This is a genomic window from Lacimicrobium alkaliphilum (genome assembly GCF_001466725.1).
GTDB lineage: Bacteria > Pseudomonadota > Gammaproteobacteria > Enterobacterales > Alteromonadaceae > Lacimicrobium > Lacimicrobium alkaliphilum_B.
Window position 1 is genome coordinate 291,995 of sequence record NZ_CP013650.1, and the last position, 15,349, is coordinate 307,343.

Annotated in this window: 14 protein-coding genes; 7 read left to right on the top strand and 7 right to left on the bottom strand. The window is 51.1% G+C overall.

What is annotated here, in order from left to right; translation table 11 throughout:
• Positions 1 to 9: 9 nt before the first annotated feature.
• The 3 genes from AT746_RS01430 (at position 10) to AT746_RS01440 (ending at position 3,618) form a co-directional block, all read left to right on the top strand.
• Entirely contained in the window at positions 10 to 879 is an 870-nt protein-coding gene (locus tag AT746_RS01430; protein ID WP_062475436.1) for a hypothetical protein, read from the top strand.
• On the top strand, positions 876 to 1,499 hold the full coding sequence (locus tag AT746_RS01435) for a UPF0149 family protein (protein WP_062475438.1): 624 nt from the start codon (positions 876 to 878) through the stop codon (positions 1,497 to 1,499). The genes AT746_RS01430 and AT746_RS01435 overlap by 4 nt, the downstream gene beginning before the upstream one ends.
• A gap of 106 nt (positions 1,500 to 1,605) precedes the next feature.
• Positions 1,606 to 3,618, top strand: a complete 2,013-nt coding sequence (locus tag AT746_RS01440) for a TonB-dependent receptor plug domain-containing protein (protein ID WP_156413597.1) — start codon at positions 1,606 to 1,608, stop codon at positions 3,616 to 3,618.
• Positions 3,619 to 3,625: 7 nt separating this feature from the next.
• On the opposite strand, the gene folE is transcribed toward AT746_RS01440, so the two are convergent.
• On the bottom strand, positions 3,626 to 4,180 hold the full coding sequence (gene folE / locus AT746_RS01445) for a GTP cyclohydrolase I FolE (RefSeq protein WP_062475443.1): 555 nt from the start codon (positions 4,178 to 4,180) through the stop codon (positions 3,626 to 3,628).
• A 267-nt stretch (positions 4,181 to 4,447) separates the two neighbouring features.
• Here folE and AT746_RS01450 point away from each other — a divergent pair, with 267 nt between their 5' ends.
• Entirely contained in the window at positions 4,448 to 5,137 is a 690-nt protein-coding gene (locus tag AT746_RS01450; protein ID WP_062475446.1) for a DUF2982 domain-containing protein, read from the top strand.
• Between the two features lie 29 nt (positions 5,138 to 5,166).
• Here the strand turns inward: AT746_RS01450 and AT746_RS01455 are convergent, their stop codons facing one another.
• A complete protein-coding gene (locus AT746_RS01455; RefSeq protein WP_062475449.1) occupies positions 5,167 to 8,304 on the bottom strand; it encodes a hybrid sensor histidine kinase/response regulator in 3,138 nt (1,045 codons plus the stop codon).
• 213 nt (positions 8,305 to 8,517) lie between these two features.
• On the opposite strand from AT746_RS01455, the gene parC reads away from it, so the two are divergent.
• Positions 8,518 to 10,818 carry a DNA topoisomerase IV subunit A gene (gene parC / locus AT746_RS01460; RefSeq protein WP_062475450.1) on the top strand — a complete coding sequence of 767 codons (2,301 nt, stop codon included), beginning with the start codon at positions 8,518 to 8,520 and terminating at the stop codon, positions 10,816 to 10,818.
• 437 nt (positions 10,819 to 11,255) lie between these two features.
• Here the strand turns inward: parC and AT746_RS01465 are convergent, their stop codons facing one another.
• Entirely contained in the window at positions 11,256 to 12,404 is a 1,149-nt protein-coding gene (locus AT746_RS01465) for an HD domain-containing phosphohydrolase (RefSeq protein WP_062475453.1), read from the bottom strand.
• Between the two features lie 175 nt (positions 12,405 to 12,579).
• On the opposite strand from AT746_RS01465, the gene AT746_RS01470 reads away from it, so the two are divergent.
• Positions 12,580 to 13,308, top strand: coding sequence for a 1-acylglycerol-3-phosphate O-acyltransferase (locus tag AT746_RS01470; protein ID WP_062475457.1), 729 nt, complete (start codon positions 12,580 to 12,582; stop codon positions 13,306 to 13,308).
• A gap of 86 nt (positions 13,309 to 13,394) precedes the next feature.
• Positions 13,395 to 13,742 carry a ribonuclease E inhibitor RraB gene (gene rraB, locus AT746_RS01475; protein ID WP_062475460.1) on the top strand — a complete coding sequence of 116 codons (348 nt, stop codon included), beginning with the start codon at positions 13,395 to 13,397 and terminating at the stop codon, positions 13,740 to 13,742.
• 35 nt (positions 13,743 to 13,777) lie between these two features.
• Here rraB and AT746_RS01480 read toward each other — a convergent pair whose 3' ends face one another.
• The 4 genes from AT746_RS01480 to AT746_RS01495 all read right to left on the bottom strand — a co-directional run bounded on the left by AT746_RS01480 (position 13,778) and on the right by AT746_RS01495 (position 15,318).
• Positions 13,778 to 13,963 carry a hypothetical protein gene (locus AT746_RS01480; protein WP_062475463.1) on the bottom strand — a complete coding sequence of 62 codons (186 nt, stop codon included), beginning with the start codon at positions 13,961 to 13,963 and terminating at the stop codon, positions 13,778 to 13,780.
• Positions 13,964 to 14,033: 70 nt separating this feature from the next.
• A complete protein-coding gene (locus AT746_RS01485; protein WP_156413598.1) occupies positions 14,034 to 14,249 on the bottom strand; it encodes a hypothetical protein in 216 nt (71 codons plus the stop codon).
• A 7-nt stretch (positions 14,250 to 14,256) separates the two neighbouring features.
• Complete coding sequence (locus AT746_RS01490) at positions 14,257 to 14,457, bottom strand: DUF4177 domain-containing protein (protein WP_062475468.1); 201 nt, start codon at positions 14,455 to 14,457, stop codon at positions 14,257 to 14,259.
• A 9-nt stretch (positions 14,458 to 14,466) separates the two neighbouring features.
• Complete coding sequence (locus AT746_RS01495; RefSeq protein WP_062475471.1) at positions 14,467 to 15,318, bottom strand: SPFH domain-containing protein; 852 nt, start codon at positions 15,316 to 15,318, stop codon at positions 14,467 to 14,469.
• Between the last annotated feature and the right edge of the window lie 31 nt (positions 15,319 to 15,349).

Consider the following 15,349-nt stretch of genomic DNA (forward strand, 5'->3'; position numbering starts at 1 on the left):
GTCTGCCAGATGTCCAGCCAAAACCATCGTATTTCTCTTGTGAAGGGCTTAGCCACCGGGGCTGACTGCAGTCAGTCTGCGGAAGGCGATTCAGGTCAATACTGGTGGCCGCTGGCGCAAAGGTTGTCAGAACAGTCCAGGCCATTCGTGCTGGGCATCAATGGTGCACAGGGTAGCGGTAAAACAACCCTGGCCAGAAGGCTGCAAAGTATGCTGGTACAGGCCTTTGGTCTGCAGGTGGCGGTGCTGTCTATCGATGATTTATACCATACCAAAGCACAACGGCGCTGGCTGGCAGAGCATATTCACCCGCTGTTGCTGACCCGCGGGGTGCCTGGTACCCATGATGTGACGCTGGGTATTGAATTGATACGCCGGTTTCGCGCAGGTCTGAGTCTGCAACTGCCCCGTTTCGACAAATCCCGTGATGACCGGCTGCTTGAAGCCCAGTGGCTGCAGGGGCCGGCAGATATTATGATTATAGAGGGCTGGTGTCTCGGTGCTCAGCCCCAATCTGAAACCCAACTGCAACAGCCGGTTAATCAACTTGAAAAACAGCAGGATGCGGATTTGGTCTGGCGCCGCTATGTCAATCAGTGCCTGGCCGGCGAATATCAGCGCTTTTTTGCACAACTGGATGAGCTGGTAATGTTGCAGGCGCCGGACTGGCAGACCGTGATCAACTGGCGCGGTGAACAGGAATTAAAGTTAACTGAGCGCACCGGCGAGGGTATGGATAAGCCCGCACTGGCAGAGTTTATGCAACACTATCAGAGGCTTACAGAATATCAGTTGGCTCATCCGGCAAGGGCGATCAATCGGCTCTACAGGCTGAATGCACAGCGCCGGATTCTAAGTGTGCAGGAGTTAAACCCATGAATCATCAGTTATTAGGCGGACTATGTGAGCGGTACCCGGAGCAGTTAAGGGGCCATCTGGAAATTCAGGGCCTGTGTTTTGCGGTTGCGGCGGCACCTGAAATTCCGCCGCCCCAACAGTGGATGGCCTGGGCACTGATAAGCCCCGAAGACATTGATCAGGTTCTGGCGGATAAACTGGCTGAGCCACTGATGGACTGTTTCAAGCAGCAACTGGTGCTGATGCGAAACGAACAGTCGGCGGCAGTGTTGCCCAAAGAATGTGAGTTTTATCCGGGTATGACACTGGAGTCTCCCCTGAGCCAGTGGTTATGCGGCTGCCTGCTGGGGCACCGGCAACTGGAGCCAGTGTGGCAAAAGGCCTGGCAAACAATGCAGCAACAGGAACCGGAGCAGGCACCACAAGCGGCTAAGGAACTGAGTCATATACTCAGGCTGCTGAGTACTTTTGCCAATGTTGAACTGGCAATAAAGCAGGCCGCAGAGCGGGGTAACCCGGATCTGAGTAATCAGTTATCAGACATTGCTCTGACGTTGCCAAGGGCGCTGCAAAGTTATGTGAAACTCTCCGGTACCCTGGCCGGATATCTTCCCAATCAGTTTGAAACCTTTAAAAGCTGATCGGCAATAGCTCACTTGCCATATTTTCTTTGTGACGCAATAATCGATAAAAAATCTATATCTGGCCTAGACTTAACCTTATCCCAAGGCTTAACCGGAGAATTCTTTGGCAATCTTCAGGCGTGTTCGATTTGTTCAGTCAGTGCTGTTACTCTGTGCTGCTCTCAGTGGTTTTGCGGGGGCAAAGGAAACGGATAGCCTGTTTCAGTTGTCACTGGACGATCTGATGGCCATGGAAGTGGACATTGCTTCGAATCAAAAGGCCACCTTACGTCAGCAGCCGGGTACGGTAACCTTGCTCTCTTCTTCCTATATCGAACAATCAGGTGCCCGTTATTTAAGCGATCTGTTGCGTCAGGTTCCAGGATTCTGGGTGGGTACCGATACCATTGGTACCTTCTCGGTGAGCTTCCGCGGCATATGGGGTATGGAAGCCAAGATCCTGCTGATGATTGACGGCATCGAACAGAATGAACTGGCCTTTGGCTCACTGGTATTGGGGAACAGATATCCGGTGGCCAATATCCAGTCGGTGGAAATTATCCGTGGCCCCGGTTCTGCCCGTTATGGTGGTCAGGCTGCGCTGGCGGTGATCAGTGTTACCACCAAGGGCCAGCAAAGTCAGGGCGGTGAGATCCACCTTTACAGTGATCTCGGTAAGGGGGGTAATCATCGGGGGCTGTTGGCTTTCTCTTATGCTGACAACCAAAGGGTTGAGGGAAACAATCTGCATCTGGGTGTGTCGGCCTCAGTGGCAACGGGGGATTACTCTGACAAAGACTGGCTGGCGCTGGATGGCTATGGTTTTTCGCTTAAGGACAACAGTGATAGCAGGCCGGTGAACCTTAACCTCAATCTGCAATATCAGGGCTGGCAAGCCCGTATGCAATACGACAGGTTTGAGCAGCAGGACAGAATGCTGTTTGGTGATGCCGGCTTATTTTTCTCACCCAACTTACGTTATACCGAGCCAAATACACTGAGCTTTGAACACCTTGCGGTAAGTCTGGATAAAAAGTGGCACACTAACCAGAACTTAAGCTGGGAAGCGGGAATCAGCCATGTTTCACAGCGGCCCTGGAACAGCCGAGGCCAGTATGGGCATGACTTGGTTCGCGAACTATCCCGCAGCCGGGCGGATATCAGCGCTCTGTATCAGTTCAGCGAACTGTCCAGTCTGCTGTTTGGCGCTACCGCGTATCGGGAACAGGCAAGGGTCAGCGAGTCTTATTTATTTGATGCCGACAGTCGTTTTGATGGACAGCCAGATACAGATAACACCAACCTGGCATTGTTTGCGCAATATCAGCGGGATCTGGGCTGGGCCGCTTTGACGCTGGCGGGGCGTTATGAAGATGATGGTGCAGTTGGCAGTAAGTTTGTTCCGCGTCTGGCACTGACCCGGCACTGGAAAAAGTGGCATACCAAGCTGGTTTACAATGAGGCCTTCAAGAGTCCGCAGTTCGATACCCTGGCCAGCGCCGCCAATGCCGGCAATGAGATTTCCGGGACTGAAACCACAAGCGCCTGGGAACTGGAAGCCGGTTATCAGCTTGATCAGAACCTGGCCTTCACGGCCAACCTGTTCTGGATGAAAGTGGAAGATTACATCGGTTTCAATCCACAAACGGCCAGTAACACGACCCTTGGTGATATTGCCACCTATGGTCTGGAAACTCAGGCACAGTGGCAGTCTGAGCATCTTGCCATGACAATCAGTCACTCCTATTTCACACTGGGTCAGAACAGCATCGGGGATATCGGTGTAGCCATTGATGAGGATGCGGTGCTCGGGATCCCCAATCAGATGTTTAAACTCAATCTCAGTTATTTTACTGACCTGCGAAGCAGTTTTAACCTCAGTGCACAACAAATATTCGGTCGCTACGCCTGTGTTGAGGACCTGAATTTTATTTGTGGAGTGCCACAGAAACTGGGGCATGAGTCTTTAATCGATCTGTTTTACCGTTTTAATCCCGGTCGCTGGAGCTTGTCTGCGGGGCTGAGCAATGTGTTGGACGAAACACAGTATTGGGTGCAGCCTTACCGCGGCGGACAATCCCCCATCCAGGGACAGGGGCGCCGTTTAATGCTGGAAACAACTCAGAGCAATGATTAAACCCGCGTTATTTCCCAATCAGGCGCAGGAATTCGTTGCGGGTGGCCTGGTTTGAGCGCATATGGCCGAGCATCACTGAGGTGACCATGGAGGAATTCTGTTTCTGCACGCCCCGCATCATCATGCACATGTGCTTGCCTTCCATGATCACGCCCACACCTTTTGCTCCGGTGACCAGTTGTACCGCTTCGGCGATTTGTTTGGTCAGGCCTTCCTGAATCTGCAGACGGCGGGCGAACATATCCACAATACGGGCAAATTTGGACAGTCCCAGCACTTTGCCAGTCGGCAGATAAGAGATATGACAGCGGCCGATAAAGGGCAGCATATGGTGTTCGCACAATGAATAGAACTCGATATCCTGGATGACGACCATTTCATCGGTGTCTGACTCAAAGACTGCACCGTTGACGACCTCGTCGAGGGTTTTGTTGTAGCCGTCGGTCAGATACTGCATGGCAGTCGCTGCACGTTTGGGGGTGTCTGCCAGACCATCCCGGGAGACATCCTCTCCGAGTAGCTCTATAATTTTCTGGTAGTGATGCTTAATCTCATCTGACATATTGGGGTCTCAATTAATAATCTATGGCAAAGATACGCGCCTGTGACGAATTTGGATTTTGCCGGTAAAAATAAATCTATGATACCACAGGCACAGGGCCTGGCATCTACCAGTAGACAGCATTCAATAGGATCTTATGCAGGCAAATAAACGTAATAACAATAATCGCGGCTTGTTTACCCAATGCCCCAATGTCGGCGGATCCGCGCTGCACTTATCTGGGGGGCACTGATGTATCTGCTACTGGAATTATTCTGGCTGTAAATTATGACTGACATCATACGTATCCGTGCCGGTGTTAAACGCAACGGTTTTACACTCTGTCTGGCTGGAACAGTGGCGCTCTTCCTCAGTGCTCTGTGGCTGGCCTGGATGCCTGAGCTGCTGAAACTGGCTGGCATTTTTCTTACCAGTGCCTCGCTGGTAGCGATATTGATCGGCTGGCTGAAGATACGTGAGCCAGCTTACAGCTTTGAGTTAACCCCTGAGAAGTTCCGCTATTTGCACCGTTTTGGCGGCTATAGTCTCGACTGGAGTAATATTCAGCGGGTTGATATTCCCCGTCTGCATACCGGTCTCAGCCACGAGCCTCTGGAGCTGGTTGGAATCAGGTTGAAACGTTATGACCCCTTGCTTGAAAGTATCTCACCCAGGCTGGCCAGCAATATTCTGATGCAGCAGCGTCCACTATTGTTACAGGCACAGCGGCAAAATTGTGTGGGGGGTGGTTGTTACAGTGACTCGCTGATTGAAAATGATCATTTCAGATCGGCCGACGGCAAAGAATACCGTGGCATGTTGGCGATGCTGGCGAATCGCATGGGCCGCATGCGAGAAGCCTTTGGTTATGATCTCTACCTGTACAGCTCCGAACTTGACAGAACTGAGCAGGACTTCGTGGCGCTGCTAAAAGCCTGCCAGCAACAGGCGCTGCAAAAAAGCAATCCGGTGGATTAATCCTCATCCAAAAGGGGGCGATTTACGAACTATTTGGTCCAGTTACTGTTATATTGCAGCCAATGCTGTTGCAGGAATGCTGTGGCTTCGTCAATTAACTGGTCGCAGGCCTCATCGAGAAACATCAGCCGGGTGATGGCGTCCTGTTTCCTGTCCTGTTTAAGCAGGTTTTCTGTTTCTTCACACAGGTGTTTCAGTGCCGGTACCCCGGTATAGCAGCAACTGCCGTGTAATTTATGAATTAACTGATACAGTTCAGGATCATCCTGCCGGGCCACTGCGCCGGAAATTTGTTCTTTAAAGTCAGGTAATTGCTGAATAAATGCCTCTAATAACTGATAGGCACTTTTTTCATCACCGTTGGCCCGTTGCAGTGCCATATTCCAGTCCAGTGTCGCTTCTTGCAGCTCTTCTGCGGGTTTACACCAGCGTTTTATCAGGTTGATCAAATCATCGAAGTCAATGGGTTTGGGCAGGTAATCGTCCATACCCGAAGCCAGTAGTTTTTCTTTTTCTTCCCTGAAGGCATGGGCCGTAACGGCCACGATGGGGGTGCCCTGGTTAAGTTGCAATTTGCGGATCAGCCGGGTAGCCGCCAGGCCGTCCAGCCCCGGCATTTGTACATCCATCAGGATCAGATCAAAGGCCTCCTTTTCACAACGGTTAACGGCATCCTGTCCACTGAAACTCAGGGAAAGTTCAATCACAGAGTTTTTCAGCCAGGTGCTTAACAGACTGAGATTGATTTCCATATCATCCACTGCCAGTATCCTGGCCTTTGGCAGGCTGTCCAGTTTGCCTTTGAACCTGTCAGGTTGCAGTAACGGAGCGGGTTCCAGCAGACCGGTCAGTTTATTCGGTGTCAACGGCCGGGTAATCTGGTAATCGAATACCCGCTCTTTATCGGGGTGCCGGAAGGGCCGCTGTGAACATTCGAGTAATATTTTCTGGCCTGCATTGATGTCGTCGAGGGCCTGCATCTGTAGCTGACAATAGTGTTTGTCCTCTTCAACACAGGAAAATACAAAGTAGTCAAAAGGCTGCGAGCAGGTGGTCAGATACTCAAGGCTGTCCACACTGGTGATCCGGGCTCCCATAGTCTGTAATAGTTTTGCTGCTGCCCGCCTGGAAGGAGGGTAGCTGTCGTAAATCAGTACGGCTTTGTCCTGCCAGTGCTCATTGAGATTCAGGGATAACCTGTAACTCAGCTTATTGACCCGCAGGCGGACTGTGAATTCACTGCCCTGACCCAGCTCGCTCTGCAGCTCGATATTGCCGTGCATTAATTTGATCAGCTCCTGGCTGATGGCCAGACCCAGACCGGTACCCTGGTATTCCCGATTGATGGCGGCATCCAGTTGCGAGAAGGCGCTGAACAATCTGTGCCGATCTTCGGCTTTGATGCCAATGCCGGTGTCCTCAATCACAAAGGTCAGCTCGTATAAGCCATTACTCTTGTCTTCACCGCTGACCGCGAGGCGCACATGGCCCTGGCGGGTAAACTTAATAGCGTTACTGATAAGGTTTGTAAGTACCTGGCGTATTCTCGATGCATCACCGATGAGCTTCTGTGGCAGAGGGCTGAGATCACAGATAAATTCGAGGTTTTTTGCCTGTGCTGAGCGGGCCATCATATCTGTGAGTTCTTCGAGCAATTCAACCGGTGAGAAGGGATCGTTGCTGATCTGCAGTTTACCGGCTTCGATTTTGGAAAAATCCAGCACATCATTGATGATATTCAGCAGGCTGTTGGCGGAGGAATTGATGATGCGTAAATGCTGTTGCTTTTGCGGTGGCAGAGGGGTTTGCGCCAGCTCCTGGCTGAAACCGAGAATCGCGTTGAGCGGCGTGCGGATTTCATGGCTCATATTGGCAAGAAACTGCGACTTTATCTTGCTGGCCTGGACCGCCTGCTTGCGGGCTATATCCAGTCGCGCATTTTGTTCTTCAATAATTTCGATATTGTTACGCAGATCTTCGGTCACCGTATCCACCGACGATGAGAGCTTATTCTGACTTTTCTCCATTAACGCCAGAGAAAACAGGAACACCTCAATAAAGACACCCATCTGGAAACAGTAGGTGGTAAACGTATTAGAGGGAAATATGCCCATCAGCCCGAGCATGCCTACCAGCGCAGAGGCCAGCAGAATACTCCAGGCAAAGATAAAATACCGGGCCGGCTTAAAGTGATTGGCATAACTTTCATAGCCGGCGTACAGAAAACTGCATATGGCCAGAATACTGGTCAGATATACCAGATTACTTTGCCATACCGGGGCTAATGCATCGGTCAGTGATAACAATCCGAGGATCACCAGCGCCGACAAGCTGGCATAGATGAGCTTAGTGGTACGAGGCGCGGTTCTGGGGCCGTTAAGAAACACCAGGGTGAACAGACCAGCGCACAGGGCAACGGCGATAAACAGCAGATCCACATGCTGATTCAGCCAGGGGGCAACGGCTGCCTGGGTATATTGTTGCAGATGTCCACCCCATACAAACTGCCACAACAATACGCTGCTGATATAGGCCGCATAGGCCAGTAAACTCGGATCTCTGAGGCTGACAAACAGAGTCAGGTTGTACAGCAGCAGGATCAGCAAGGCACCATAAAATGCCCCCCAGATCAGACTATCCAGTGTCAGAATCCGGCTATGTACAGGTTTGGACATCAGCTCTACAGGCGCAAGCCGCACCTCGCCTGAGCTTTGTATGCGGATAAAAAGGTCCAGCCTGGTGGCAAAAGGCAACTCGGCTTCAAGGGTCGGGAAACGGAATTGCTGATTGTGCTGTTTGCCCTGCACGCTTTGGGCGATGACCTGCGAGTCTGCGATGAGGTAAAAGTCTACCCTATCATTCTGGGCATAGCCCAGGTCCATCACCCACATCGACTCCTGACTGACATTACTGAAACTGGTATGTAGCCAGATGGCTTCGTCGCCAAAGCCGAAATTGGGATTCTGACTGTCAGGCCAGCTAAACGCCGGTAATTTCTGCATCACCTCATTAATACTCAGACTGGCCTTTTTGTCATAGAGGACACGAAACTGGCCTTTCAGTGATTGTACTTTGTCACCGTCGATCAGTTGCAGACTGGCCTGAGCGCTGACCTGCAACGACAACAGACATAAGCAACAGCCGAGTAACAGCCTGAAAAGGGGCATAGAGCTTCCGCTTGGATTATTTTTAATCTCTATTTAACCATTGTCCCATTGGGGATACCAATGCTAAGTTGTTTGTCTTGCATTAGCTAAATGCAGGATGCCTGAAAAGAAGCAATCCGGTAAGCTTGCACAATAAACAACAAGAATGATCAATCCGGTTGGTATTAACCTGATTTAACAACATCTGATTTCACAATAAGAAAATTTGCACCTATGAGTCATGAAATCACTATCAGCGCTGAGGGTGTTGAACAACTTCCCCTGAGACACTTTACTGAAGACGCCTACCTGAATTATTCCATGTACGTGATCATGGACAGGGCATTGCCGCATATCGGTGACGGCTTAAAACCCGTTCAGCGGCGTATTATCTATGCCATGTCGGATTTGGGCTTAAGTGCTAATGCCAAGTACAAGAAATCTGCCCGTACTGTCGGTGATGTATTGGGTAAGTTCCACCCCCATGGCGACTCAGCCTGTTATGAAGCCATGGTGTTAATGGCACAACCCTTTACCTACCGCTACCCGCTGGTGGACGGCCAGGGTAACTGGGGTGCACCGGACGATCCTAAATCCTTTGCCGCGATGCGTTATACCGAAGCGCGGTTATCCCGTTTCAGTGAAGTACTGCTCAGTGAACTGGGGCAGGGTACGGTTGACTGGCAGCCGAATTTTGATGGCACACTGAAAGAGCCTAAGGTGTTGCCGGCTCGCCTGCCGCATATTCTGGTTAACGGTATTACCGGGATTGCAGTGGGGATGGCCACCGATATTCCGCCCCATAATGTACGCGAACTGGCCCATGCCTGTGCTCACCTGCTGGACAACAATAAGGCAGAGCTGGCCGATTTGATGCAGTTTGTAAAAGGGCCGGACTATCCCACAGAAGCTGAAATTATTACCCCCCGCGAAGACCTGATTAAGATTTATGAAACCGGTCGCGGCTCGATTAAATCCCGTGCCGTTTATACGGAAGAAAGTGGCGAAATCGTGATTACCGCGTTGCCCCATCAGGCTTCCGGTGCCAAAGTACTGGAACAGATAGCGGCGCAAATGCAGACCAAGAAGTTGCCCATGGTCAGTGATTTGCGCGATGAGTCGGATCATGAAAATCCGACCCGTCTGGTGATCACTCCCCGCTCCAACCGGGTCGATATCGAACAACTGATGCAGCATCTGTTTGCCACCACAGATCTGGAGAAAAACTATCGCGCCAACCTGAATATGATTGGTCTGGATGGCCGGCCCCAGGTCAAGGATCTGCGCACCATTTTATCTGAATGGCTGGTGTTCAGACGTGAAACTGTGGTGCGCCGTCTGCAATACCGGCTGGATAAGGTACTTGCAAGACTGCATATTCTTGAAGGTTTGCTGATCGCCTTTCTGAATATCGACGAAGTGATCCATATCATCCGCACTGAGGATAAGCCTAAACCGGTGCTGATGGAGCGTTTTGGTCTGACCGATACCCAGGCTGAAGCCATTCTCGAATTAAAACTGCGTCACCTGGCCCGTCTCGAAGAGATTAAGATCCGTGGCGAGCAGGATGAGCTCAGCGCCGAACGGGATAAGCTGGAAGCGCTGCTGGGCTCAGACAGAAAGCTCAAAACACTGATTAAGAAAGAGATCCTGGCCGATGCACAGACCTATGGTGATGACAGACGTTCACCTCTGGTAGAGCGCGGAGAAGCCAAAGCCCTGTCGGAAAAACAACTGGTACCCTCCGAGGCGGTGACCATAGTCTTGTCTGAAAAAGGCTGGGCCCGTTGTGCCAAAGGTCATGATGTGGATGCTGCCGGACTCAGTTACAAAGCCGGCGATAATTACCTGGCGGATGCCCGTGGTCGCAGTAATCAGCCGGCGGTGTTTATTGACTCCTCCGGCCGTGCCTTTGCCTGTGATGCCCATACTCTGCCTTCGGCCCGCAGTCAGGGTGAGCCGTTGACCGGTCGTTTCAACATTGTCGCCGGTGAGAATGTAGAGCATGTGGTGATGGGTAATGAAGAGGATAAATTCCTGATTGCCTCCGACGCCGGCTATGGTTTTATCGGAAAATTTGCTGATATGGTCAGCAAGAATAAAAACGGTAAGGCGTATCTGAGCCTGCCCACGGCGGCTAAGGCTTTATCCCCGCAACGGGTCAGAAATCCCGATACGGACTGGTGTCTGGCCATCTCCAATGAAGGCCGGATGCTGATGTTCCCGCTCAAAGACCTGCCTACACTGGGTAAAGGCAAGGGCAATAAAATCATCAGTATCAGCTCGGCTAAAGCCAAAACCCGCGAGGAATATGTCAAGGTGCTGGCAGTGGTACCCGATGGTGCGCAGGTGAAGATTGTTGCCGGTAAACGGGGCATGAGCCTGAGTCAGGAAGATCTCGCTCATTTCCGTGGCGAGCGCGGACGCCGGGGCCATAAATTGCCGCGGGGCTTACAGCGGGTGGATGATGTGGAAGTGTTATTGCCACAGCAACCGGAGCCTGAAACAGACACCGATCCCGAGCTGCCGGATTAAGAAAGTTGTCAGCGATCAGCTGTCAGTGGTCAGAAAAAACAGGGCCCAAATTTATTGGGCTAACGGCGTTAAGCCCGGCGCTGTTGGTCGAATACATCCAGCAGGCAGAGAAAACACAGGTCTAAAATAATACTCACCGCGGAGCCGCTGAGTTCGCAGAGATTTAATGGGTCAGATCCTGTTTTCTCTGCGCCTTTGCGTCTCTGCGAGAGAAAAACAGAACAAGACCACGAAAATCACTAAAGACACTAAAAGGGTTAATAATACTGTTCGTGTAGCCCGGATGCAGCGAAACGGAATCCGGGCGACCAATAACTTTGTTCTCACCACAGAGACGCGCTGAGTTCAGAAAGCTAATACATCCAATCCTCTGCGTTGGAACAGCTTTTTATTCATAATTCATAATTCATCACTCATCACTCATAACTCAGCCCTAATCACTCTCCCTGCCTTAACAGCAGGTTGGCCATGGCCTTGTTAAATACCTTAATCCAGTGCGGGCAGAACTGGCTGTCGGCGACTTTGTTGATTTCCATTACGGCCCGTTTCTTGGGGCGTTTATGATGGCCCTGGTGAGCCCGCGAATGGGTCAGCGCATCGAAGGTATCGATGATGGCCAGCAACTTGGCTCCTTCACAGATATCCTCGCCTTTAATTCCAAGGGGATAACCTGAGCCGTCCATGCGTTCGTGATGCTGAATCACGATTCTGCGTGCCTCGTTCCACTGATCAAGATGTTCGAGCAGACGGGCACTCTTGTAAACATGGGAGCGCATCAGGTTAAATTCGTTCTGCTCCAGCGGCTCGACCTTGTGCAGCACCCTCAGCGGCATAAATGCCATACCGAAATCGTGTACATAGCAGGCCACCGCCAGCTGGTTCGGCTCTACCGGACTACCGCGCATTTTATTCAGAAACAGCGCCAGACGGGCAATACGGTCTCCCCGTCCCTGCCAGTATTTGGAGCGGCGCTCGACCGGCTCCATCAGTTCGCGGAAAAACAGAATATCCTTATGTTCGGCATCTTCGGTATCGGCGGTCAGGCCGATATGGCTGAGGGCCTGTTCTGCGCTTTGTTGTGCCGACTCCTCCGCCGCTTCACTCTTAGGCGCCGCATCCAGAGAAGGATCCAGCAACAGCACCGATTCGGTCAGCAGCTTTTCGTGCTCCGGACCGTTCTCAGGCTTGATCCGGGAGAGTTGCTTGGCCAGCAATTTGTACAGCTCGGCATCATATTTAGCCTGACCCGCCTGGCTGCAGGCTTCGACAAAGAGTTTGACTCTGTCCATGGTCAGCAGTACCAGGTCACTCATGGTGCTGGTGTATTTAATCTGTCCTTTACGCAGGTAATCGAGCAGATCTTCAACGTGCTGCAGCAGCGGGATCATGGGTGTGAAGTTCACCAGTCCCAAGTCGCCTTTAATGGTATGTATCGAACGAAACAGGGCCCGCTGCAGCTCATTATCCTCAGGCTGAAGCTCCAGCTCCATCAGGGTTTGTTCGCTGGCTTCATAGAGTTCGTTAATTTCTTCGAGCAGGTCGGTTAGAATGTCATCATCAAGATCTTCGGGTCGAAAACTTTGCATTAATACTGCTGCCTCGTTGAAAAAGTATCGTTTGATTATCGGCCGGTAATAATTAAATCATAGCAAGTGAGGTTGATCGCCTCTCAGTTTAGCAGAATTGTGGGACTGATCAGATATCCTGTCGACCTAAAGTCTGTATACTTTGCCGCCATGAATGACACAATGGAAGCCTGAATTGTTAGCCCTGATCCGCGTACCCCTTTTGCTGCTTTACTTTATCCTGCTGAATCTTGTTTTGTTACTGATGTGTATACTGCGGCCTTTTCATCGCAACAATGTGCATTACAGTGCCAGAGCCTACGGCAGTATCGCCTGGTTACTGGGGGTTAAGGTGATAGTCAGAGTATCGGATAAGCTGGATCCCGGTAAGCCCGTGGTCTACATCGGCAATCATCAGAACAGCTATGATCTGATCACTATTTGCTCTGCTACACAGCCGGGTACCGTCACGGTAGGCAAAAAGAGTCTGGCCTGGGTGCCCCTGATGGGTCAGTTATACTGGCTGTCCGGCAATATTCTTATCGATCGCAATGATTCCGGTAAAGCCAGCAATACAGTAAAGCAAACGATTAAAAAAATCCGTGAGCGGCGCACCTCAGTCTGGTTGTTTCCGGAGGGCACGCGCAGTTATGGTCGCGGCCTGCTGCCCTTTAAAAGCGGCGCTTTTCTGATTGCCCGGGGCACCAGGGAGCCGGTATCCATGATTTGTGCCAGCAACCTGCACAATAAGATCCGCCTTAATCGCTGGAACAATGGGGTGGTGCTGGTGGAGGTTACCGAGCCTGTTGAGCTGGATAAGTCACGGAGTGTTAAACAGTGGAGTGATTACTTTCATCAGCAAATGCAGGCAAAGATCACACAGCTGGACAAAGAAGTGTCAGAGCTGGAAGCTGCTCAGCGATAACACCAAACCGGATTGGTATAAAATCCCATTGGTATTCAGTATAAAGCAGACTACACTGCGGCTAAATTGATGTTGAGAATTTGATTATGAATCCAGAACACAGCCAATGGTATGATTTTAATCAGGAAACGATCCAGGCTCTGCTTGATGATGGCTCAAGTGCCAGCGAGCCTCATTCAATCGAATATCACTTTGCCAGTGACAATTTTGACCGCCTGGAAAAAGCCGCTGTGGATGCGTTTAAAGCTGGTTTTGAAGTGGGAGATGCCGAAGAGCTGATCCTCGATGACGGCGGTACCCTGTTCTGTTTCGATGCCGTGATCGAAAGGCCGCTGGAGCTGGAACAGATTAATCAGGATACCGAAACCCTGCTGGCCATCGCCGACAAACATCAGGTTCATTACGATGGCTGGGGCACGTATTTTGTAGAATAGTGCCCGCCACCAGAAGGTCTCTGGTTGAGACGCTATCAGTGGACGCCAGAAACCTGCTGCGCCATCTTCACCTCCTCCATCTGTTCGGGAGATGGTTGGTTCTGTGCCTGATTCAGCAACTCAGCCATTTCATCCATAATATCCAGAAACCGCATTAACTGCTTCTGATTTAAGGTAGTGGAGAAGGATTCGATACTGTTGATTAAGGCGCGCTGGCTCATTGGCTCTCCCGGTGTCAAAAAATTGTGTTGTTGATTGTCACCGGGGTGTTATTCAATTGCTGTGCCACCTTCAACTACTATTGTCGTTGTTATCTTCTGTTTCAGCTGGCTGAATTTCGGTAACCACTTTCTGCACCAGTTTGACTCTGCCGTGGCGAACCAAAGCCTCTCTGAGCACATATTCAATTTGCGCATTCACGCTGCGCAGTTCGTCATCGGCCCAGCGCTGCATGGCGGCCAGTACGTCGGCGTTGATTCTCAGAGGGTAGGCTTTCTTAGACAAGATAACTCCGTTATTTATGGCGTTTCAAAACGGCAACAGCTTCAGCGCCTGATAAACCTGTTGCCTTGCCGGGTAAGTTACAGTTAACCAGCTCCCAGCTCTGCCGTCCGGCCTCATTAATCAGGCTTTCAAAACCACTGAAGTCTGGCTTCAAACCCAGGAAGCCTTTCGGGGAAGGCTTGCAGGTAATGACTTTATATTCCCATTGCATATGCTTTTCCTAGTACAGGCTACCAGCGTTAATGACCGGCTGGGTGTGTTTATCGCCACACAACACCACTAACAAGTTACTGACCATGGCGGCTTTGCGCTCTTCATCCAGCTCCACCACGTTCTGGGCCTTGAGTTGCTCCAGTGCCATCTCCACCATACCCACGGCACCTTCTACAATCCGGGTGCGGGCAGCCACAATAGCAGAGGCTTGCTGGCGTTGCAGCATGGCACTGGCTATTTCCGGGGCATAGGCCAGATGGCTGATCCGGGCTTCATGAACCGTGACCCCCGCCTTATCGAGCCGGTCCTGAATTTCCTTTTTCAGGCTGTCGGAAATTGTCTGTGGGTGGCTGCGCAGGGCAATGCCTTCATCTTCCTGCGGATCGTAAGGATAGCTGCTTGCCATATTGCGCAGCGCCGATTCGCTCTGGATACTGACAAAACTCTCGTAGTCGTCCACTTCGAACACCGCTTCGGCGCTGTCCGTCACAGACCAGACCACGATGGTGGCAATTTCTACCGGGTTGCCCTGATTATCATTGACCTTGATCTTGCCGCTTTCGAAATTGCGGATACGCAGGGAGATATTCTTGCGCATAAAAAAAGGTATGGTCCATCTCAGACCATTGGTCTTAACCGTACCCACATAGGCGCCGAACAGGGTCATAACCTTAGCCTGATTGGGTTGCACCATAAAAAAACCGGCCAGACAGCCGAGTGCCAGTGCCAGTATGATCAGACTCACTAATACGGATGCGCTCCAGATCGGATTAAGGTTTAGAGCTGAGATGGGGATCACTACCGCCAGAATCAGTGCCATCAGGTAGCCATTTAAAGAAAATCCGGTTTTCTCGTTCATTGCAGTTACTCTAGTATGATATCAAAGTGAT